The sequence below is a fragment of the Streptomyces sp. NPDC056231 genome (assembly GCF_048270745.1).
Taxonomy (GTDB): domain Bacteria; phylum Actinomycetota; class Actinomycetes; order Streptomycetales; family Streptomycetaceae; genus Streptomyces.
Genome location: NZ_JBLVKW010000010.1, coordinates 144654 through 165443, shown reverse-complemented (window position 1 = coordinate 165443; position 20790 = coordinate 144654). Strand labels below are relative to the sequence as shown.

Sequence of the window (20790 nt, the reverse complement as noted above, 5' to 3'; positions counted from 1 at the left end):
GGTCAGGCCTCCGTTCCGGTGCTCTCAGCCGGAGCAGCGGCGGCGGGAGCGTCGGCCTTGGGGGCCTCGGCTGCCGGCGCGGACTGCTGCGGCTTACGGCCGCGACCGCCACGCTCGCCACCGCGGCCACCGCGGCCGGCCGGGCGGTCAGCGCCGCCACGGGCCGGGCGGTTGCCTGCGCGGGCAGCAGCGTTCTCGGCGCGGACCTCGGCGATGTTCTTGACGTCGCCCTTGTAGATCCAGACCTTCACGCCGATGCGGCCGAAGGTCGTCTTGGCCTCGAAGAAGCCGTAGTCGACGTTCGCACGGAGCGTGTGCAGGGGCACGCGGCCCTCGCGGTAGAACTCCGAGCGGGACATCTCGGCGCCGCCGAGGCGGCCACCGCACTGGATCTTGATGCCCTTGGCGCCGGCCTTCATCGAGCTCTGCATGCTCTTGCGCATCGCACGACGGAAGGAGACGCGGGAGGAGAGCTGCTCGGCGACGGCCTGGGCCACCAGCTGAGCGTCCACCTCGGGGTTCTTGACCTCGAGGATGTTCAGCTGGACCTGCTTGCCGGTCAGCTTCTCCAGCTCGCCACGGATGCGGTCGGCCTCGGCGCCACGGCGACCGATGACGATGCCCGGGCGGGCGGTGTGGATGTCAACGCGGACGCGGTCGCGGGTGCGCTCGATCTCAACCTTCGAGATACCGGCCCGCTCCATGCCCTTCGTCATCATGCGACGAATGGCGACGTCTTCCTTGACGTAGTCCTTGTACAGCTTGTCGGCGTACCAACGGGACTTGAAGTCCGTGGTAATGCCGAGTCGGAACCCGTGCGGGTTTACCTTCTGGCCCATTACCGGGTTCCTTCCTTGCTGCTGACGACCACGGTGATGTGGCTGGTCCGCTTACGGATCCGGTAGGCACGGCCCTGAGCACGCGGACGGAACCGCTTCAGGGTCGGGCCCTCGTCCACGTACGCCTCGCTGATGACCAGCGAAGAGGCGTCGGTGTGGTCGTAGTTGTGTGCAGCGTTGGCAATGGCGCTGTCCAGCACCTTGCCAACCGGCACGCTCGCGGCCTGCGGGGCGAAACGCAGGACCGCCTGAGCCTCCGTGGCATCCATGCCACGGATGAGGTCCACCACGCGGCGGGCCTTCATGGGCGTGACGCGGATGTACCGCGCCTGGGCCCTGGCTTCCATGGTTGTCCCTTCGGTGTAAGTCATAGTCGTTCCACTCCGCGGTTAGCGGCGCTTCGACTTCCGGTCGTCCTTGACGTGGCCGCGGAAGGTGCGAGTCGGCGAGAACTCGCCGAGCTTGTGGCCGACCATCGACTCGGTGACGAACACCGGGACGTGGATCTTGCCGTTGTGCACCGCGATGGTGTGACCCAGCATGGCCGGGACGATCATCGAGCGACGGGACCAGGTCTTGATGACGTTCTTGGTGCCTGCCTCGTTCTGTACGTCCACCTTCTTGATGAGGTGGCCGTCGACGAAGGGCCCCTTCTTGAGACTGCGCGGCATCTAAACCCGCTCCTAGCGCTTCTTGTTCGTCTTGCGGCGGCGGACGATGTACTTGCTCGATGCCTTCTTCGGCGAGCGAGTACGACCCTCCTTCTGACCCCACGGCGAGACCGGGTGGCGACCACCGGAGGTCTTGCCCTCACCACCACCGTGCGGGTGGTCAACCGGGTTCATCGCGACACCGCGGACGGTCGGGCGAACGCCCTTCCAGCGCATACGGCCGGCCTTGCCCCAGTTGATGTTCGACTGCTCGGCGTTGCCGACCTCGCCGATCGTGGCGCGGCAGCGGGCGTCGACCAGGCGGATCTCACCCGACGGCATACGAAGGTGGGCCATGGTGCCCTCCTTCGCCAGCAGCTGCACGGAGGCACCCGCGGAACGGGCGAACTTCGCGCCGCCGCCGGGCCGCAGCTCGATGGCGTGGATGGTCGTACCGACCGGGATGTTGCGCAGCGCCAGGTTGTTACCGGGCTTGATGTCGGCCGTCGGGCCGTTCTCGACCCGGTCGCCCTGCGTCAGTCCACGCGGCGCGATGATGTAGCGCTTCTCGCCGTCCGCGTAGTGCAGGAGCGCGATGCGCGCGGTGCGGTTGGGGTCGTACTCGATGTGCGCGACCTTGGCCGGCACGCCGTCCTTGTCGTGACGACGGAAGTCGATCACTCGGTAGGCGCGCTTGTGGCCACCGCCCTGGTGGCGAACGGTCACACGACCGGCGTTGTTACGGCCGCCCTTGCTGTGCAGGGGGCGGACCAGCGACTTCTCCGGCGTGGACCGCGTGATCTCGACAAAGTCGGCGACGCTGGAGCCACGACGGCCCGGGGTCGTCGGCTTGTACTTGCGGATACCCATTTCTCAGTCCTCGTCCGATTCCGGACGACTCGACCTCCGTCAGGAGGTCGGGCCGCCGAAGATGTCGATACGGTCGCCCTCGGCGAGGGTCACGATGGCGCGCTTGGTGTCAGCGCGCTTGCCGAAACCGGTCTTGGTGCGCTTGCGCTTACCCTGCCGGTTGATCGTGTTGACCCCGGTGACCTTGACCGAGAAGACCGCTTCCACGGCCTGCTTGATCTGGGTCTTGTTGGAGCCGGGCGCGACGATGAACGTGTACTTGTTCTCGTCGAGCAGCGCGTAGCTCTTCTCGGAAACGACCGGCTTGACGAGAACGTCGCGCGGGTCCGTGAAGGTCTTGCTGGTTACGGTCGCCTCGCTCATCAGGCGTCGCTCCCTTCGGTCTCATCGGCCTTGGGGCCAGACACGAAGGACTCGAAAGCGGCCTGAGTGAAGACCACGTCGTCAGAGACGATCACGTCGTACGTGTTGAGCTGGCCCGGCTCCAGGATGTGCACCTGGGGCAGGTTGCGGGCGGACAGCCACGCGGCCTCGTCGGCGCGGTCGACGACCAGGAGCAGGTTCTTGCGCTCCGAGATCTTGCCGAGCAGCGTCTTCGCGGCCTTCGTGGAGACTGCACCGTCGACCACGCCGGTGACGACGTGGATACGGGAGTGGCGTGCCCGGTCGGAGAGGGCACCGCGCAGGGCGGCGGCCTTCATCTTCTTCGGGGTGCGCTGCGAGTAGTCACGCGGCTGCGGACCGTGGACGACGCCACCGCCGACGAACTGCGGTGCGCGGGTCGAACCCTGGCGGGCGCGGCCGGTGCCCTTCTGGCGGTACGGCTTGCGGCCACCACCACGGACTTCGCCGCGACGCTTGGTCTTGTGCGTGCCCTGCCGGGCAGCAGCCAGCTGAGCGACAACGACCTGGTGGATCAGCGGAACGCTGGTCTTCGCGTCGAAGATCTCCGCGGGGAGCTCGACGGTACCGGCCTTGTCGCCTGCCGGCGAAAGGATGTCAATGGTGCTCATAACCTCAAGCTCCCTTGGCCGCGGTACGGACCAGGACGAGGCCGCCGTTCGGGCCGGGGACTGCGCCCTTGATGAGGAGCAGACCCTTCTCCGCGTCAACCGCGTGGATGGTCAGGTTCTGGGTGGTGACACGCTCGTTGCCCATGCGACCCGCCATGCGCATGCCCTTGAAGACACGGCCGGGGGTGGCGCAGCCACCGATGGAGCCGGGCATACGGTGCACACGGTGGGCACCGTGGGACGCCTTGCCACCCTTGAAGTTGTGACGCTTCATCACACCGGCGAAGCCCTTGCCCTTGCTCTTGCCCGTGACGTCAACCTTGACGCCGGACTCGAACACTGCGGCAGTGACCTCCTGGCCCAGCGTGTACTCGCTGGCGTCAGGGGTGCGGAGCTCCACCAGGTGGCGGCGCGGGGTGACGTCGGCCTTGGCGAAGTGACCCTTGAGGGGCTTGTTCACCTTGCGCGGGTCGATCTCGCCGAAGGCGATCTGGACCGACTCGTAACCGTCGCTGTCGTTGGTGCGGACCTGGGTGACGACGCAGGGCCCGGCCTTGACGACGGTCACCGGGACGACCCGGTTGTTCTCGTCCCAGACCTGGGTCATGCCGAGCTTCTCGCCCAGGACGCCCTTAATGTTCTTAGCCATCTCGCGCGTCACCTCAGAGCTTGATCTCGATGTCGACGCCGGCCGGCAGGTCGAGACGCATCAGCGAGTCAACCGTCTTCGGCGTGGGGTCGAGGATGTCGATGAGGCGCTTGTGCGTGCGCATCTCGAAGTGCTCGCGCGAGTCCTTGTACTTGTGCGGCGACTTGATGACGCAGTACACGTTCTTCTCAGTGGGCAGCGGCACCGGGCCCGCGACCGACGCACCAGTGCGGGTCACCGTCTCGACGATCTTCTTCGCCGAGGAGTCGATGACCTCGTGGTCGTAGGCCTTGAGCCGGATGCGGATCTTCTGTCCCGCCATGGCTACTAGTAGTCCTGTCTCTCGTAACGCTCTGGAACCCGGGGGTTCTCGTGACTCCTCCTCCGACCCACGCGGTCGGGCGTGTCGCATCCCCTCTACGCAGATCTCCCGAAGGATTTCCCAACCAAGGGGGTGCGGGCCGTGGACCGCGCTGTGCTCAATTAAGAGCGTCGGGGGTGGAACACCCGCCGGGTGCCTGGTCGGCGCCCCACTTACGCTTCCCGAAAGATTCCCGTACGTCCGGCCCACATGGGGCCGACGAGTACTGTGGGACTCGCTTCCGGTCCTCCCGGCGGGAGGCGCGCAGCATTGACACTCAACCGAGCAACCTGGTCAGTGTGCCATACGCGGCGGGAGCCTGGCCAATCCGGCCGAAGAGATTACCCCGCGGGTGTTGCGTGTCAAACCGTGCCTCACCCGACGCCCTGCGACGCGGCGTCCGGACGCCGGAAGATGCGCAGGGGGAATATCCGCTGGAACGCCGCTCCCCCGCCCTCCTACGCTGACCACGTCATCGACACGGGGGCCTCGACCGTCATGCGTACGCCCTATCCACGCACACCGCATCTGCCGTGGTCTCCAGGGGCGACCACGGACGATGTACGGGTGACCGGCCTGTCCGGGTTCCGTGGCCGCGAGGTCGTCGTCACCGAGAAGCTCGACGGCGAGAACACCACCCTGTACGCCGACGGTCTGCACGCACGTTCGCCGGATTCGGCGCCTCACCCGTCCAGGACCTGGGTCAAGGCCCTGCAGGGGCGGATCGGCCACGCGATCCCCGCGGGCCGGCGGGTGTGCGGCGAGAACATGTACGCCCGGCACTCGATCGCGTACGAGGACCTGGACAGCTACTTCTACGGCTTCTCCGTGTGGGAGGCGGACGGGCGCTGCCTCGGCTGGGACGAGACCGTGAGCTGTCTGCGCGCACTCGGCATCCCCGTGCCCAGGGTGCTGTGGCGGGGCACGTTCGACGAGCGGGCGCTGCGGGCGCTCAGGGTCGACCAGGACCGCCAGGAGGGATACGTCGTCCGGACCGTCGAAGGATTCACCGACGACGACTTCGGGCGGCGGGTCGCGAAGTGGGTCAGGCCCAACCACGTACGCACCGGTACGCACTGGATGCACGCGGCCGTCGTCCAGAACGGTCTGGGCCGGCACGCGCCACTGTGGGCGGTGCGCGCGGGCGCCGCCGCCGACGCGCAGGCTCTGGCCGCCGCGCTGGGTGTGCCCGGCGGGGACGCGGAGGCCCTCGGGCGGCTGGAGGCCGTCGGGCAGTCGGGGGACGTCCGGCTCTCCGGCGTACTGGCCGCGCTGCTGCACGGCAGTCGGCGGTCGTGGCTCGCGCCGACGCTCGCCCCGACGCTGGGCATGCCGTTGGCCAGGCGCGTCGCCGACCTCGTCGGGCTGCATCCGGCCCTGCACCGGCCCTACCCGGACGAGGAGCGGCGCGCCGGCCTGGTGCGCCTGTCGTACGCCGCCGACCTGGGCGTCCTCCATGCCGTCGCGCGCGCGACCGCCCGGGACCACGAGGCACGCGAGCAGGTGGAGTGGTCCGCGCTGCACGCCCAGGACGCCGGACCGCTCGCGGGGCTGCGGGAGGTGTTCGCCGGGCTGGACACCGACGCCTCGGCCCGCTGCCTGGCCGAGGCGCGTGAGGCGTACGCGCTCGGACGGATCCGCACCGCCGGGGAAGCGGTCGCGGCCACCTGGCGGTGGCGGTCGGGCGCCTTCCCGAAGCTGATCCAGATGGTCGGCCCGTCGGGCAGCGGAAAGAGCACGTTCGCCCGGGAGCTGGCCGGGGTGGACGCCCTCGTCTCCCTCGACGACCTGCGCGAGGCCCGCGGCTCCCGCGCCGACCAGAAGGCCAACGCGGACATCCTGCGCACCGGACTCGACCGGCTGGACGCCGCGCTGGCCTCCGGCGGGACCGTGGTGTGGGACGCGACCTCACTCAATCAGCAGCAGCGTTCCCTGGTGCACTCCGTCGCCCGGCGCCGGGACGCACTCGTCACCCACACCGTGGTGCTCGTCGACGAGGACGAGCTGACCCGGCGCAACGCCGCACGCGAGCACCCGGTACCGACCCGCGTCCTCGCCGCCCAGCTGCACCGCTTCGGCCCGCCGTACCCGGGCCAGGCGCACCGCACCTGGTACATCGGGGCGAGTGGGACCATCGAGGAGGAGGCGTAGCCGTGCGCACCAGCGAAGAGATCTACCACCGGGTGTGCTGGGACGCGCGCTTCGACCCCGCCCGTTTCGTGGTCGGGATCAACCAGCGCGGCGCCCCGCCCGAGCGCATCCCGCTGCCCGCGTTCGTGCCGGGCGGCGAGATCCCCTGGCACCGGGTGCTGTTCTTCGAGGCAGACGGCGAGGTCGTATGGAGCCGGGCCACGGGCGTCGACCGGATCGACGACACGGACGCCGGGAGGGTGCGGAACGCACGCCGGCTGCGGGCGCCGTTCTTCGCGGCCCGCACGCCGTACGCCTGGGACGGCGCCGACTGGATCCCCGCGCGGACACCCCGGGCTGCCGGGCCCGCGGGACGGCTGCGCGTGCTGACCTGGAACGCCCTGTGGGACCGCTACGACGCCGACCGCATCGGCACCGCCGTACGCAGACCGCTGCTGATGACCGCACTGCGCGAGGCCGACGCCGACATCGTCGCGCTCCAGGAGGTGGAGCCCTCGCTGCTCACGCTGCTGCTCCAGGAGCAGTGGGTGCGTGAGACGTACACCCTGGGGACGGAGCCGGCCTCGCGGGACGTCGACGAGTGCGGTGTGCTGCTGCTGAGCAGACTGCCCGTGCGGGAGGCCGGACACCACGCGCTCGGGCCGCACAAGGCGGTGGTCGCCCTCGTCGTGGAGACCGGCGCCGGTCCGGTCACGGTCGCCGCGACCCATCTGAGCAGCAACCACTCGGAGAACGGCGCAGAGCGGCGGGACGCCGAACTGGCCCGGATCGCCGAGGGTCTGGCAACCCTCGACGGCGACGTCGTCCTCATGGGCGACTTCAACGACGGCACCGAGGCGCCGGGCACGGTGCTCGGGATGCGCGACGCGTGGAGCGAGGCCCACGGCCCGGACGACGCGACGCCGACGTTCGACCCGCGCGTCAATCCGCTGGCCGCGGTCTCCTCGCTGAGCGGGCGGGCGTCCCGGCTGGACCGGGTGCTGCTGCGCGCGGACGGGCTGCGGGTGCGGCGCGCCGAACTCCGCGGCGATGTCCCCACGGCCGAGGGCCTGTACATCTCCGACCACTACGGCGTGCTGGCCGAACTGGCCGCTGTGGTCACGGAGAGCGCCGAGGTCCTGGACGTACCGCCCACGCCCCGTACAGCACTGGCATGGATCCCGCCGCAGGAACTCTGGCCGCCGCTGCAGGCGATCCGGCGGGACCACGACCCGCAGATCCGCCGCTGGCCGCCGCACGTCAATCTGCTCTTCGGCTTCGTCCCCGAGTACGCCTTCGAGCAGGCGGCCCCGTTGCTCGCCGCCGCAGCCGCCGCGTGTGCGCCCTTCGATGCGCGGCTGGCAGGTGTGCAGTGGTTCGGGCACCGCGAGGGGGCCACGGTGTGGCTGGACCCGGCGGCCGCGGGCGAGGAGCCGTGGGCCGGCCTGTGGGAGGAGCTGGTGCGGCGGTTCCCCGCCTGCCGCGGCCACCACGGGGGCTTCACCCCGCACCTCAGCCTGGGCCGGACCACGGACCCGCACGCCCTGGCCGCCGAGTGCGGTTGGCGGCTCGATCCGATGCCGGTCCGGGTCGGGGAGCTGGCGCTTCTGTCGCGCCGCGGCGACGAGCCGATGCGGGTACGGGCGACGGTGGCGCTGGGAACGGGCGAGGTGCGCTGGGTACCGGACGCACAGTCGCCGGACGAACTCCCCGCGCCCGGCCACGGGAACCCCGGCCCGGCCCCGGGTGGCGCCCACCCGGTCGCGGACGCCACCGGTGTCGTACGCCGGGTCCGCGAGGCACTGGCCGACGGGGTCGTCCATGTCGTCGGCTCCCGGCGCATGGGCTGCGCCCTGCCCGGAGCCGATCTGGATCTGGTGGCGGCGCTGCCGGGCGAAGCCGAACTGACCGTTGTACGAGCCCGGTTGGCGACGGCCCTGCCGGAGGCGGCGGACGTCCGGGAGGTGACCGGAGCGCGGGTCCCCGGTCTGCGGACGGACGTCGACGGCCTGCGCGTGGACCTGGTCGTGGTCCCCACCGGAACGATGGACCCGGCCGATGCGGTGGAGCACCGAGCGGAGTTGGGCGGGCCGGCGGCGGTCGCGCTCAGCGCGGTGAGCGACGCGGAGGCGGTGCTCGCCCTGGCGGGCGACCGGCAGGAGGCTTTCGCGCGACTGGCCCGGGAGGTCAAGGCGTGGGCGAAGGCACGCGGCCTGGACTCGGCACCCTTCGGCGGACTTCCCGGACTGGCGTGGTCCGTCCTGGCGGCCCGTACGGTCCGCGGGGCGGATGACCTGTCGCCCGACGCGCTGCTGCGGCACTTCTTCGCGACCTGGGCGGCCTGGGACTGGCGCGTGCCGGTGGGTACGGCCGGACCGCAGGCACCGGAAGGGCCGGTCACGGTCACGACTCCGTCGGAGCCCGTACGCCCCTGCACCGATCAGGTCACGCCGGGCATGCGCGACCTGCTCACCCAGGAGCTGTTCCGCGCCTGGGAGCTGCTGGAGACGGGCTCCCCCGGGCTGCTGTCGCCGCCGCCGCTGCACCGCCGCCACGCGGCCTGGGCGGTCGTGGCCGTACCCCCGGGACCGGACGAGGGCCGAGTGTGCGGCCGGATGCGCGCCCTGATCGGCGACCTGTCGGACATGGCCCCCGAGTGCCACGCCTGGCCCCGCCCCTTCGACACGGACCCGGTCCGCTACGCGATCGGTCTCGGTCCGGTCCCTCCGGACCGCGCACTGGTCGAAGAGATCGCGGAGCGCCGGCTGCGGGGACTCACCGGGGTCACGCTCACGCACGTCGACGGCGGGGCCGTGCCGACCCTGCACTGACGGGACCCAGCCCCGCGACGCCGCCTCCCATGTGCGGGTCGGTCTCAGACCGACGGGCACATGGGGGGTGGGAGTAGGAACGGGGCTGGGTGCGTGCGGCTGCAAGGCGGAGGAGGGAGGCAACGCGGAGCGTTGTCGACCGACGACAACGCCGCAGAGGTGCGCAACCGGCCCCGCGACGCCGCCTCCCATGTGCCCGTCGGTCTTACGGTGCGCCGCTCCGGCGTGTAGCCGCGACAAGCAACGCGACCGCTCCGATCCCCGTCTAACCTGCCGCGGGAAGCGGCACTGACCGGCTGCTTCCACGGAGTGAGCGGACGGAGCACGGGGCGTGGAGGATCGATTCGGCCTGGAACCGGGCCGTGCCGGGGTGCGGCGGCGCAGCGTCGTGGCAGCCGCCGCAGCAGCCGCCCTGATGGGCGTCGGAGCCTGTTCCGTACCGGCCCCCCGGCGCAGTGACACCATGGCCAATCCGGCGCCCGGAATGGTGATCGGCGATGCCCGGCAGTCCCTGCTGATGCAGATCCTCGCCCACCCGGACGACGACCTGTACTTCATGAACCCGGACACCCAGCAGGCTCTGGACGCCGGGACCCCGGTGGTCTGTGTGTACCTCACCGCCGGTGAGGCCGTCGGCCTCAACCGGATTCCCGGAGCGCCGCGGCCCGCCGCCGACAAGGCGGCGTACTCCTCCGCCCGGCACCAGGGGCTGCGCCAGTCGTACGCGGTCCAGCTCGGGCTGCCGATGTTCACCGCCTGGCAGAAGTCCGTCACCGCGCTGGCGGGCGGGCTCCGGGCCGAGATCAACACCCTGACGCACGGCGGCCGCCGGGTCGAGCTGATCTTCCTCAACACGGCGATGCACACCGGCCGCGGCCGCCTGGGGCTGCCCAGCCTCTGGCGCGACCGGGAGCTCGGCCTGCCCACCGTCGTAGCCGAGGGCTCACCGCTGGAACAGGTGGGCTCGTACACGTACGACACGATGATCAACGTCCTCGTCGGGCTCCTCGCCCACTACCGGCCGACCCTCGTCCACACCATGGATCCGGACCCGGACACCCAGCACAGCACCGAGGCCGTCCGCCGCCGGGACAGCGAGCAGCCCGGCTACTCCGACCACCCCGACCACACCGCGGCTGCCTCGTTCACCTGGGCGGCACTGATCCGGTGGGTGGCCCGCGCCACCGGGGACGGTGGGCCCGTGCCGCGCTTCGTCACCACGGCGTACCGCGGCTACTACAACCGGCACTGGCCGAAGAACCTGCCGTACCGCGTGCTGAAGGAGAAGGCGGCGCATCTCGTCCCGTACGGGGGCGAAGCCGACTGGCGGTGCGGGAACGTGGCGGGCTGCGGGGACTACAACGTGGGCGGCAACAGGCCGCTGACCAACCGCAAGGGCTGGGTCCGCTCCACCCATTACCGCTACCCGGGCCCCCGCCCCACCCTCGCCACCGGAAAGGACGGGCGGCTCACCGCGTACGGAGTCCTCGGACTGCGGGCGGTGCGGTGGCGCGAGAGGGCACCCGGCAGCGGGGTCTGGGGCGATCCCGACGATCTCGGCGGCGGACCGCTGGCCCCGGTGCTCGGCGGGGCGACGACGGCGGACGGCAGGCAGCTGCTGTTCGGGCTGCGCTTCGCGGCGCTCGGCGGGCACGGGGCAGCCGACGAGCGGGAGATCGTGCTCCTCGAACAGAGTTCCCCGGGCGGCGCCTTCCGCGCCTGGCGGGGGCTGGGCAACCCGGAGCGGGACCAGGACCGCGGCCGCAGGATCGGCGTCCCGGTGGCGGTGACAGCGCCAAACGGGCGGGTCCATCTCTTCGTACGGAACGCGGAGAAGGGCCTCAGTACGCGGGCACGGGACACGGACGGCCGGTGGAGCGGGTGGCGGGACATGGGCGGGGGCGAGGTCCAGGACGGGCTGAGCGCCGTGGTGGACGGACAGGGCCTGGTCCATGTGTTCGCCGCCGGGCATCACGCGGTGCACCACTGGACTCAGGAGACACCCGGAGCCGAACTGACCGCCCGTCCGCAGATCGACGGGGCGCCGGTGCCGGGCGACGGGCCGGCCGCACAGGTCGTCGCGGACGGGTCCGTGGAGCTGCTGTACCGGGCGGCCGCGCGGGCCGCACTGATGGTCGTCCGCGCGGGGGCGGCGGAGGAACACACCGACTTCGACGGGTACGGGCCGGTGACCGTGGCCGGTTCGCCGTTCGGGCAGGTGCTGCTGGGCCGCACCGAGAAGGGCTTGATCCAGCTCCGTACGGGCGCTGGACTGTCCGTACGCACCCGGGGACCAGTGGCCCTCGACGGTCCCGCGCTGTACGCGGAGGGCATGCGGCGCCCGGCGGTGGTGGGGCTGGGGCCGGATGCCCGCCCCTGGTTCTGGCGCCCGTGACACCGCACCGGGACATGGCAAAGGGCCCCGGTCCACCGCTTGCGCGGCGGGCCGGGGCCCTTCTTGGTGCTCTGTGCGGAGCAACCAGGTCAGACAATCAAGTAATTACTTGACGATCTTGGTGACCTGGCCGGCGCCCACGGTCCGGCCACCCTCACGGATGGCGAACTTCAGGCCCTCTTCCATGGCGACCGGCTGGATCAGCACGACGTTCATGACGGTGTTGTCGCCCGGCATGACCATCTCGGTGCCCTCGGGGAGGGTCACAACGCCCGTCACGTCCGTGGTACGGAAGTAGAACTGCGGGCGGTAGTTGTTGAAGAACGGGGTGTGACGGCCACCCTCGTCCTTCGACAGGATGTAGGCCTGGGCCTCGAACTCGGTGTGCGGCGTGACCGAACCGGGCTTGATGATGACCTGGCCGCGCTCGACGTCCTCGCGCTTGATGCCACGGAGGAGCAGACCGACGTTCTCACCGGCCTGGCCCTCGTCGAGCAGCTTGCGGAACATCTCGATGCCGGTGACCGTGGTGGTGGTCTTCTCCTGCTTGATACCGACGATGTCGACGGTCTCGTTGACCTTCAGGACACCACGCTCGATACGACCGGTGACGACGGTGCCACGACCGGTGATCGTGAAGACGTCCTCGATCGGCATCAGGAACGGCTTGTCGACGTCGCGCTCGGGCTGCGGGATCGACTCGTCGACGGCCTTCATCAGGTCGAGGACGGTCTGGCCCCACTCCTTGTCGCCCTCAAGAGCCTTGAGCGCCGAGACCTTGACGACCGGCAGGTCGTCGCCCGGGAACTCGTACTCGGAGAGGAGCTCACGGACCTCGAGCTCGACGAGCTCCAGGATCTCCTCGTCGTCCACCATGTCGGCCTTGTTCAGGGCGACGACGATGTACGGAACGCCGACCTGGCGGGCCAGGAGCACGTGCTCCTTGGTCTGCGGCATCGGGCCGTCGGTGGCGGCGACCACGAGGATGGCGCCGTCCATCTGCGCGGCACCCGTGATCATGTTCTTGATGTAGTCCGCGTGACCCGGGCAGTCGACGTGCGCGTAGTGACGCGACTCCGTCTGGTACTCGACGTGCGCGATGGAGATCGTGATACCGCGCTGGCGCTCCTCGGGAGCCTTGTCGATCTGGTCGAAGGCCGAGGCCTCGTTCAGGTCCGGGTACGCGTCGTGCAGCACCTTGGTAATGGCGGCCGTGAGGGTCGTCTTACCGTGGTCAATGTGACCGATGGTGCCGATGTTGACGTGCGGCTTAGTCCGCTCGAACTTCGCCTTCGCCACTGGGTCCTCCTGTGGAGTGGTTCTGTACGCCTTGCTTCATCGGCGCCAGGTGATCTTTGCTGGGATGCCGGGGCCAGGGGCATTCACCGCATTGCTTGCGCTCTGCGACGAATGCCCCATCAGGCTCCGGTGACAAGCCTAAAGCGTGAGCTCGGGAGAGTTACTCGCCCTTGGCCTTCGCGATGATCTCCTCGGCGACGTTCCGCGGAACCTCGGCGTAGGAGTCGAACTGCATCGAGTAGCTTGCGCGACCCGAGGTCTTGCTGCGGAGGTCTCCGACGTAGCCGAACATCTCCGAAAGGGGCACGAGGCCCTTCACGACGCGAGCGCCGCTGCGCTCCTCCATGGCCTGGATCTGGCCACGGCGGGAGTTGATGTCACCGATGACATCGCCCATGTAGTCCTCGGGCGTGGTCACCTCGATGGCCATCATCGGCTCGAGGAGCACGGGGGACGCCTTGCGGGCACCCTCCTTGAACGCCTGCGAACCAGCAATCTTGAACGCCAGCTCGGAGGAGTCGACCTCGTGGTAGCCACCGTCGAGAAGGATGACGCGGACGCCGACCATCTCGTAACCGGCCAGGATGCCGAACTGCATGGCTTCCTGAGCACCCGCGTCCACCGAGGGGATGTACTCACGGGGGATGCGGCCACCGGTGACCTTGTTGACGAACTCGTACGAGGCCTCGCCGCCCTCGATGGGCTCGATCGCGATCTGCACCTTGGCGAACTGACCGGTACCACCGGTCTGCTTCTTGTGGGTGTAGTCGATGCGCTCGACGGCCTTGCGGATCGTCTCGCGGTACGCGACCTGGGGCTTGCCGACGTTGGCCTCGACGCGGAATTCGCGCTTCATCCGGTCGACGAGCACCTCGAGGTGAAGCTCGCCCATACCACCGATGATGGTCTGGCCGGTCTCCTCGTCCGAGTGCACCTGGAAGGACGGGTCCTCCTCGGAGAGACGCTGGATGGCGACACCCAGCTTCTCCTGGTCACCCTTGGACTTGGGCTCGATGGCGACCTGGATGACCGGCGCCGGGAAGTCCATGGACTCCAGGATCACCGGGTTCTTGTCGTCGCACAGCGTCTCACCGGTGGTGGTCTGCTTCAGGCCCATGACGGCGATGATGTCGCCGGCGCCCACCGACTCGATCTCCTCACGCTTGTTCGCGTGCATGCGGTAGATCTTGCCGATGCGCTCCTTCTTGCCCTTGACGGAGTTCAGCACCGAGGTGCCGGACTCCAGGCGGCCCGAGTAGACCCGGACGAAGGTGAGCTTGCCGAGGTGCGGGTCGCTCATGATCTTGAACGCGAGGGCCGCGAGCGGCTCGTCCTCGGACGGCTTGCGCTTGACGACCTCCTCCGGGTCCTTGACGCTGTGGCCCTCGATGGCCTCGACGTCCAGGGGGGAGGGGAGGTAGCGCACGACGGCGTCGAGCAGGGGCTGAACGCCCTTGTTCTTGAACGCGGTGCCGCAGAACACGGGGGTGACGGTCGTCTCGCCGCCCTTGCCCGAGTTGATGGTGATGCGACGGATGCCCTCGTAGAGCTGCTCCGCGGAAGGCTCTTCGCCCTCCAGGTAGAGCTCCATGAGAGCTTCGTCGTTCTCCGCGGCGGCTTCGAGGAGCTTGGCGCGGTACTCCTCGGCCTTCTCCACGAGGTTCGCGGGGATGTCGACGATGTCGTACGCCTCGCCCTTGGTGGCTTCCACCGGGTAGACGAACGCCTTCATCGTCACGAGGTCGACGACACCAGTGAAGTCTGCCTCGGCACCGATCGGGAGCTGCATCACGATCGGGGTCGCGCCGAGGCGGTCCGTGATCATGTCGACACAGCGGAAGAAGTCGGCACCGGTGCGGTCGAGCTTGTTGACGAAGCAGATACGCGGCACGCCGTAGCGGTCCGCCTGACGCCAGACGGTCTCGGACTGCGGCTCGACGCCGGCGACACCGTCGAACACGGTGACAGCGCCGTCGAGGACGCGGAGCGAACGCTCCACCTCGACGGTGAAGTCGACGTGACCCGGGGTGTCGATGATGTTGATGGTGTGGTCAACATCATTGAGCGCCCAGTGGCAGGTCGTCGCGGCCGACGTGATCGTGATGCCGCGCTCCTGCTCCTGCTCCATCCAGTCCATCGTGGCAGCGCCGTCGTGGACTTCACCGATCTTGTACGAAACGCCGGTGTAGAAGAGGATCCGCTCAGTGGTGGTCGTCTTGCCCGCGTCGATGTGGGCCATGATCCCAATGTTGCGGACCTTGGCCAGGTCAAGCGAAGTGGTGGCCATAAGGCTCAATCTTCTCTCGGTCTCGATGTGGGTAGCGACTACCAGCGGTAGTGCGCGAAGGCCTTGTTGGACTCGGCCATCTTGTGGGTGTCCTCGCGCTTCTTGACAGCAGCGCCAAGACCGTTGGAGGCGTCGAGCAGCTCGTTCATGAGACGCTCGGTCATCGTCTTCTCGCGGCGGGCGCGGGAGTAACCCACGACCCAGCGCAGCGCGAGGGTGGCGGCGCGACCGGGCTTGACCTCGATCGGCACCTGGTAGGTGGCGCCACCGACACGGCGGGACTTGACCTCGAGCGAGGGCTTGACGTTCTCAAGCGCGCGCTTCAGCGTGATGACCGGGTCGTTGCCGGTCTTCTCGCGGAGGCCTTCCATGGCGCCGTACACGATCCGCTCGGCGGTGGAACGCTTGCCGTTGAGCAGGATCTTGTTGATCAGCGAGGTGACAAGAGGAGAACCGTAGACCGGGTCGATGATGACCGGGCGCTTCGGGGCGGGGCCCTTACGAGGCATTCTTACTTCTCCTTCTTGGCGCCGTAGCGGCTGCGGGCCTGCTTGCGGTTCTTGACACCCTGGGTGTCAAGCGAGCCGCGGATGATCTTGTAACGAACACCCGGCAGGTCCTTCACACGGCCACCACGCACGAGCACGATGGAGTGCTCCTGCAGGTTGTGTCCCTCACCCGGGATGTAGGCCGTGACCTCGATACCGGAGGTCAGACGCACACGCGCGACCTTACGGAGGGCCGAGTTCGGCTTCTTCGGGGTGGTCGTGAACACACGCGTGCAGACGCCGCGGCGCTGGGGCGAACCCTCAAGTGCGGGCGTCTTGTTCTTCTCGACCTTGTCCTGCCGGCCCTTCCGGACCAGCTGCTGGATCGTAGGCACTACTTCTCCGGTTTCTGTGTGCCGTTCGTGAAACTAACCTGGAACGTCACCGACCCACGCGGTCGGGTGTGTCGAATGCTGCGGACTCCCGCCCGAGGGCAGAAGGGGCACAGATCGCGGTGGCCACTGACGGGCTCGCCGTGCGGTTGAGGACACGCACACGAGCCCAGGCACACCCCAGGCACAAGGTCTGAGCGTACCTACCTCACGGACTCCGGTCAAAACAAATGCTGTCCGCCGGGATGCGCGGGACAGAGCGTTGCGTCCCGTTCACCACCTGGCACAAACCAGTCGTTCCTCGCACATGCCACGGTCACTTTCATCAGCCTCTCGCCCCACCGGCCGGCAGCGACGGAGAGCTACGAGCGTGAGGGGTCGAAGACGCTCGCTCTGCGGGCCTGAGCCATGTTCCGAACCAGCTGCTTCCCGGGTGGGCCCCGCAGAACCCCGCGCCGCCACAGCTGCCGCTGGACGCCCGGGCGGGGCCGTACAGGGGACCGGCTGGACCGGGCGCACGGCCCCGCCGGCGTCCGGCGAGCCACGGCATTCCGGGCCGCAGCCCGGACGCCGACCCCGCACACGCCGGAGGGCGGCCACCCCGTACGCAACGGGGTGACCGCCCTCCGGTCGATCAGGCGACTCGCTTACTGGTTGTACGGACCGTAGTCGTAGTCCTCCAGCGGAACGGCCTGGCCGGAGCCCGTGCCGAACGGCGAGTAGTCGATGTCGTCGTAGCCGACGGCCGAGTACATCGCGGCCTTGGCCTCCTCGGTCGGCTCGACCCGGATGTTGCGGTAGCGGGACAGGCCCGTACCGGCCGGGATGAGCTTACCGATGATGACGTTCTCCTTGAGACCGATCAGGGAGTCCGACTTGGCGTTGATCGCCGCGTCGGTCAGAACCCTGGTCGTCTCCTGGAAGGACGCCGCCGAGAGCCACGACTCGGTGGCGAGCGAGGCCTTGGTGATACCCATCAGCTGCGGACGGCCGGAGGCGGGGTGACCGCCCTCGGTGACCACACGACGGTTCTCGGTCTCGAACTTCGACCGCTCGACCAGCTCGCCCGGCAGCAGCTCCGCGTCGCCGGACTCGATGATCGTCACGCGGCGCAGCATCTGCCGGATGATGATCTCGATGTGCTTGTCGTGGATCGACACGCCCTGCGAGTTGTACACCTTCTGGACTTCGCCGACCAGGTGGACCTGGACCGCGCGCTGACCGAGGATGCGCAGCACGTCGTGCGGGTTGGTGGCACCCACGGTGAGCTTCTGGCCCACCTCGACGTGGTCGCCCTCGCCCACGAGCAGACGGGCACGCTTCGAGATCGGGAACGCCGTCTCGTCGCTGCCGTCGTCCGGGGTGACGACGATCTTCTTGGTCTTCTCGGTCTCCTCGATACGGATGCGGCCGGCCGCCTCCGAGATCGGGGCGACACCCTTGGGCGTACGGGCTTCGAAGAGCTCGACGACACGGGGCAGACCCTGGGTGATGTCGTCACCGGCCACACCACCGGTGTGGAAGGTACGCATCGTCAGCTGGGTACCGGGCTCACCGATGGACTGGGCGGCGATGATGCCGACCGCCTCACCGATGTCGACCAGCTTGCCGGTGGCGAGCGAGCGTCCGTAGCAGAAGGCACAGGTGCCGACCGCGGACTCACAGGTCAGGACCGAACGGGTCTTGACCTCCTCGACGCCGGCGCCCACCAGGGCGTCGATCAGGACGTCACCGAGGTCGACGTTGGCAGGCGCGATGACCTTGCCGTCGACGACGACGTCCTCGGCGAGCATGCGGGCGTAGACCGAGGTCTCGACGTCCTCCGTCTTGCGGAGCACACCGTCCGCACCCTTGACGGCGATCTTCAGCTTGAGGCCACGGTCGGTGCCGCAGTCCTCCTCGCGGATGATCACGTCCTGCGAGACGTCCACCAGACGACGGGTCAGGTAACCCGAGTCGGCGGTACGCAGGGCGGTGTCCGCCAGACCCTTACGGGCACCGTGCGTGGAGATGAAGTACTCCAGAACGGTGAGGCCCTCACGGAAGGACGCCTTGATCGGACGCGGGATGGTCTCGTTCTTGGCGTTGGACACCAGACCACGCATACCGGCGATCTGACGCATCTGCATCATGTTTCCTCGGGCACCCGAGTCAACCATCATGAAGATGGGGTTCGTCTTGGGGAAGTTCGCGTTCATCGCCTCGGCGACCTCGTTGGTCGCCTTGGTCCAGATCGCGATGAGCTCCTGCGTGCGCTCGTCCTTGGTGATCAGACCGCGCTCGTACTGCTTCTGGACCTTCTCGTCCTGAGCCTCGTAACCCGCGACGATGGCCTTCTTGGCCTCGGGCACGACGACGTCGGAGATGGCCACGGTGACACCCGAGCGGGTCGCCCAGTGGAAACCGGCCGCCTTCAGGTTGTCGAGCGTCGCCGCCACGATGACCTTGGGGTAGCGCTCGGCCAGGTCGTTGACGATCTCGGAGAGCTGCTTCTTGCCCACCGAGTAGTCGACGAACGGGTAGTCCTCGGGCAGCAGCTCGTTGAAGAGCGCGCGACCCAGGGACGTACGCAGCCGGAACGTGTCGCCCTGCTGGTACTCCTGCTCGCCCTCCTCGGCGACCGGCGGCACCCAGCCACGCGGCGGGATGGTGCCCACCGGGAAGCGGATGTCGACCTGTGCCTGGAGCGACAGCTCGCCGGCGTCGAAGGCCATGATCGCCTCGGCCGTGGAACCGAAGGAACGGCCCTGACCGATGACCTTGCGCTCCTCCTCGTCCGTGGTGAGGAAGAACAGGCCCAGCACCATGTCCTGGGTCGGCATGGTGACGGGACGACCGTCGGCCGGCTTCAGGATGTTGTTCGAGGACAGCATCAAAATGCGGGCCTCGGCCTGCGCCTCCGCGGAGAGCGGCAGGTGCACGGCCATCTGGTCACCGTCGAAGTCCGCGTTGAACGCGGTGCAGACGAGCGGGTGGATCTGGATGGCCTTGCCCTCGACCAGCTGCGGCTCGAAGGCCTGGATGCCGAGGCGGTGCAGGGTCGGTGCACGGTTCAGCAGCACCGGGTGCTCGGCGATGACCTCTTCGAGGACGTCGTACACCACGGTGCGGCCGCGCTCGACCATGCGCTTGGCCGACTTGATGTTCTGCGCGTGGTTCAGGTCGACCAGGCGCTTCATCACGAACGGCTTGAAGAGCTCCAGCGCCATCGCCTTCGGCAGACCGCACTGGTGCAGCTTCAGCTGCGGACCGACGACGATCACGGAACGCGCGGAGTAGTCCACACGCTTACCGAGAAGGTTCTGACGGAAACGACCCTGCTTGCCCTTGAGCATGTCGCTCAGGGACTTCAGCGGGCGGTTGCCCGGACCGGTGACCGGGCGACCACGGCGGCCGTTGTCGAACAGCGCGTCGACGGCCTCCTGCAGCATCCGCTTCTCGTTGTTCACGATGATCTCGGGGGCACCGAGGTCAAGGAGACGCTTCAGGCGGTTGTTGCGGTTGATCACACGGCGGTACAGGTCGTTCAGGTCGGAGGTCGCGAAGCGGCCACCGTCCAGCTGCACCATCGGACGCAGGTCCGGCGGGATGACCGGCACGCAGTCGAGCACCATGCCCTTGGGGCTGTTGCTGGTCTGCAGGAACGCGGAGACGACCTTGAGGCGCTTGAGCGCACGGGTCTTCTTCTGGCCCTTGCCGGTACGGATGATCTCGCGGAGGCGCTCGGCCTCCTCGTCGAGGTCGAAGGACTCCAGGCGCTTCTGCAGGGCAGCGGCACCCATGGAGCCGTCGAAGTACGTGCCGAAGCGGTCACGCAGCTCGCGGTAGAGCAGCTCGTCGCCCTCGAGGTCCTGGACCTTGAGGTTCTTGAAGCGGTTCCACACCTCGTCGAGACGGTCGATCTCGCGCTGCGCACGGTCGCGCAGCTGCTTCATCTCACGCTCGGCACCCTCGCGCACCTTGCGGCGTACGTCGGCCTTGGCGCCCTCGGCCTCGAGCTCGGCCAGGTCGGCCTCGAGCTTCTTGGCGCGGGCCTCCAGGTCGGAGTCGCGACGGTTCTCGACCTGCTGACGCTCGACGGAGACGTGCGCCTCCAGCGAGGGCAGGTCACGCGTACGGCGCTCCTCGTCCACGAACGTGATCATGTACGCGGCGAAGTAGATGACCTTCTCGAGGTCCTTCGGCGCGAGATCGAGCAGGTAGCCGAGGCGCGACGGGACGCCCTTGAAGTACCAGATGTGAGTGACGGGAGCGGCAAGCTCGATGTGGCCCATGCGCTCACGACGCACCTTGGCGCGCGTGACCTCCACGCCACAGCGCTCACAGATGATGCCCTTGAAGCGGACACGCTTGTACTTGCCGCAGTAGCACTCCCAGTCCCGGGTCGGACCGAAGATCTTCTCGCAGAAGAGTCCGTCCTTTTCGGGCTTGAGCGTGCGGTAGTTGATGGTCTCCGGCTTCTTCACTTCGCCGTGCGACCAGGTCCGGATGTCGTCCGCGGTGGCAAGGCCGATCCGCAGCTCGTCGAAGAAGTTGACGTCGAGCACTTGTCGTCAATCCCTCTTTCGGGGTCGAGTCTCAATCAA

The 20790-nt window shown here is 68.7% G+C and carries 16 protein-coding genes; 3 read left to right on the top strand and 13 right to left on the bottom strand.

The features are described from left to right. Positions 1-2 precede the first annotated feature (2 nt). Genes rpsC through rpsJ form a run of 8 tightly spaced genes read right to left on the bottom strand, consistent with a single transcriptional unit; the run spans position 3 to position 4343 of the window. A complete protein-coding gene (gene rpsC, locus ACNPQM_RS11725) occupies positions 3-839 on the bottom strand; it encodes a 30S ribosomal protein S3 (RefSeq protein ID WP_037688007.1) in 837 nt (278 codons plus the stop codon). Continuing rightward, positions 839-1186: a 50S ribosomal protein L22 gene (rplV, locus tag ACNPQM_RS11720; protein ID WP_004571827.1), complete on the bottom strand. Its 348-nt coding sequence runs from the start codon at positions 1184-1186 to the stop codon at positions 839-841. The genes rpsC and rplV overlap by 1 nt, the downstream gene beginning before the upstream one ends. 42 nt (positions 1187-1228) lie before the next feature. Next, positions 1229-1510: a 30S ribosomal protein S19 gene (gene rpsS / locus ACNPQM_RS11715; RefSeq protein WP_003966956.1), complete on the bottom strand. Its 282-nt coding sequence runs from the start codon at positions 1508-1510 to the stop codon at positions 1229-1231. A 12-nt stretch (positions 1511-1522) separates the two neighbouring features. Further along, positions 1523-2359 (bottom strand): 50S ribosomal protein L2, encoded by an 837-nt coding sequence (rplB, locus tag ACNPQM_RS11710; protein WP_266982598.1) that lies wholly within the window; start codon positions 2357-2359, stop codon positions 1523-1525. Positions 2360-2398: 39 nt separating this feature from the next. Then, positions 2399-2722: a 50S ribosomal protein L23 gene (gene rplW / locus ACNPQM_RS11705; protein ID WP_037688005.1), complete on the bottom strand. Its 324-nt coding sequence runs from the start codon at positions 2720-2722 to the stop codon at positions 2399-2401. Beyond that, positions 2722-3372 carry a 50S ribosomal protein L4 gene (gene rplD, locus ACNPQM_RS11700; RefSeq protein ID WP_358856903.1) on the bottom strand — a complete coding sequence of 217 codons (651 nt, stop codon included), beginning with the start codon at positions 3370-3372 and terminating at the stop codon, positions 2722-2724. Before rplD ends, rplW begins: the two co-directional genes overlap by 1 nt. Before the next feature lie 4 nt (positions 3373-3376). Further along, positions 3377-4021 (bottom strand): 50S ribosomal protein L3, encoded by a 645-nt coding sequence (gene rplC / locus ACNPQM_RS11695; RefSeq protein ID WP_030914132.1) that lies wholly within the window; start codon positions 4019-4021, stop codon positions 3377-3379. A gap of 13 nt (positions 4022-4034) precedes the next feature. Continuing rightward, positions 4035-4343: a 30S ribosomal protein S10 gene (rpsJ, locus tag ACNPQM_RS11690; RefSeq protein ID WP_003948644.1), complete on the bottom strand. Its 309-nt coding sequence runs from the start codon at positions 4341-4343 to the stop codon at positions 4035-4037. 537 nt (positions 4344-4880) lie between these two features. Between rpsJ and ACNPQM_RS11685 the strand changes: the two genes are divergently transcribed. From ACNPQM_RS11685 to ACNPQM_RS11675, 3 genes are all read left to right on the top strand, one after another. Beyond that, on the top strand, positions 4881-6533 hold the full coding sequence (locus ACNPQM_RS11685) for an RNA ligase family protein (protein WP_418083936.1): 1653 nt from the start codon (positions 4881-4883) through the stop codon (positions 6531-6533). 2 nt (positions 6534-6535) lie between these two features. Then, positions 6536-9343 (top strand): poly(A) polymerase, encoded by a 2808-nt coding sequence (locus ACNPQM_RS11680; protein ID WP_418083934.1) that lies wholly within the window; start codon positions 6536-6538, stop codon positions 9341-9343. Positions 9344-9758: 415 nt separating this feature from the next. Beyond that, on the top strand, positions 9759-11738 hold the full coding sequence (locus tag ACNPQM_RS11675) for a PIG-L family deacetylase (RefSeq protein WP_358856924.1): 1980 nt from the start codon (positions 9759-9761) through the stop codon (positions 11736-11738). A 105-nt stretch (positions 11739-11843) separates the two neighbouring features. On the opposite strand, the gene tuf is transcribed toward ACNPQM_RS11675, so the two are convergent. The 5 genes from tuf to ACNPQM_RS11650 form a co-directional block, all read right to left on the bottom strand. Continuing rightward, positions 11844-13037, bottom strand: a complete 1194-nt coding sequence (gene tuf / locus ACNPQM_RS11670) for an elongation factor Tu (protein WP_266358734.1) — start codon at positions 13035-13037, stop codon at positions 11844-11846. Positions 13038-13197: 160 nt separating this feature from the next. Continuing rightward, complete coding sequence (gene fusA / locus ACNPQM_RS11665; RefSeq protein WP_358856901.1) at positions 13198-15324, bottom strand: elongation factor G; 2127 nt, start codon at positions 15322-15324, stop codon at positions 13198-13200. A gap of 38 nt (positions 15325-15362) precedes the next feature. Next, the gene (gene rpsG / locus ACNPQM_RS11660; RefSeq protein ID WP_030977935.1) at positions 15363-15833 is read right to left on the bottom strand and encodes a 30S ribosomal protein S7; all 471 of its coding nucleotides are present in this window, start codon (positions 15831-15833) and stop codon (positions 15363-15365) included. 2 nt (positions 15834-15835) lie between these two features. Beyond that, on the bottom strand, positions 15836-16207 hold the full coding sequence (gene rpsL / locus ACNPQM_RS11655) for a 30S ribosomal protein S12 (RefSeq protein ID WP_003948652.1): 372 nt from the start codon (positions 16205-16207) through the stop codon (positions 15836-15838). 644 nt (positions 16208-16851) lie between these two features. Then, positions 16852-20751, bottom strand: coding sequence for a DNA-directed RNA polymerase subunit beta' (locus ACNPQM_RS11650; protein WP_358856900.1), 3900 nt, complete (start codon positions 20749-20751; stop codon positions 16852-16854). Positions 20752-20790 lie beyond the last annotated feature (39 nt).

Coding starts and splice junctions, on each gene's coding strand:
- ACNPQM_RS11675 (WP_358856924.1), top strand. CDS start 9,759: ATGGGCGTCGGAGCCTGTTCCGTACCGGCCCCCCGGCGCAGTGACACC.
- rplD (WP_358856903.1), bottom strand. CDS start 3,372: ATGAGCACCATTGACATCCTTTCGCCGGCAGGCGACAAGGCCGGTACC.
- rpsJ (WP_003948644.1), bottom strand. CDS start 4,343: ATGGCGGGACAGAAGATCCGCATCCGGCTCAAGGCCTACGACCACGAG.
- rpsS (WP_003966956.1), bottom strand. CDS start 1,510: ATGCCGCGCAGTCTCAAGAAGGGGCCCTTCGTCGACGGCCACCTCATC.
- rplW (WP_037688005.1), bottom strand. CDS start 2,722: ATGAGCGAGGCGACCGTAACCAGCAAGACCTTCACGGACCCGCGCGAC.
- rplC (WP_030914132.1), bottom strand. CDS start 4,021: ATGGCTAAGAACATTAAGGGCGTCCTGGGCGAGAAGCTCGGCATGACC.
- fusA (WP_358856901.1), bottom strand. CDS start 15,324: ATGGCCACCACTTCGCTTGACCTGGCCAAGGTCCGCAACATTGGGATC.
- ACNPQM_RS11685 (WP_418083936.1), top strand. CDS start 4,881: ATGCGTACGCCCTATCCACGCACACCGCATCTGCCGTGGTCTCCAGGG.
- rplV (WP_004571827.1), bottom strand. CDS start 1,186: ATGGAAGCCAGGGCCCAGGCGCGGTACATCCGCGTCACGCCCATGAAG.
- rpsG (WP_030977935.1), bottom strand. CDS start 15,833: ATGCCTCGTAAGGGCCCCGCCCCGAAGCGCCCGGTCATCATCGACCCG.
- rpsC (WP_037688007.1), bottom strand. CDS start 839: ATGGGCCAGAAGGTAAACCCGCACGGGTTCCGACTCGGCATTACCACG.
- rplB (WP_266982598.1), bottom strand. CDS start 2,359: ATGGGTATCCGCAAGTACAAGCCGACGACCCCGGGCCGTCGTGGCTCC.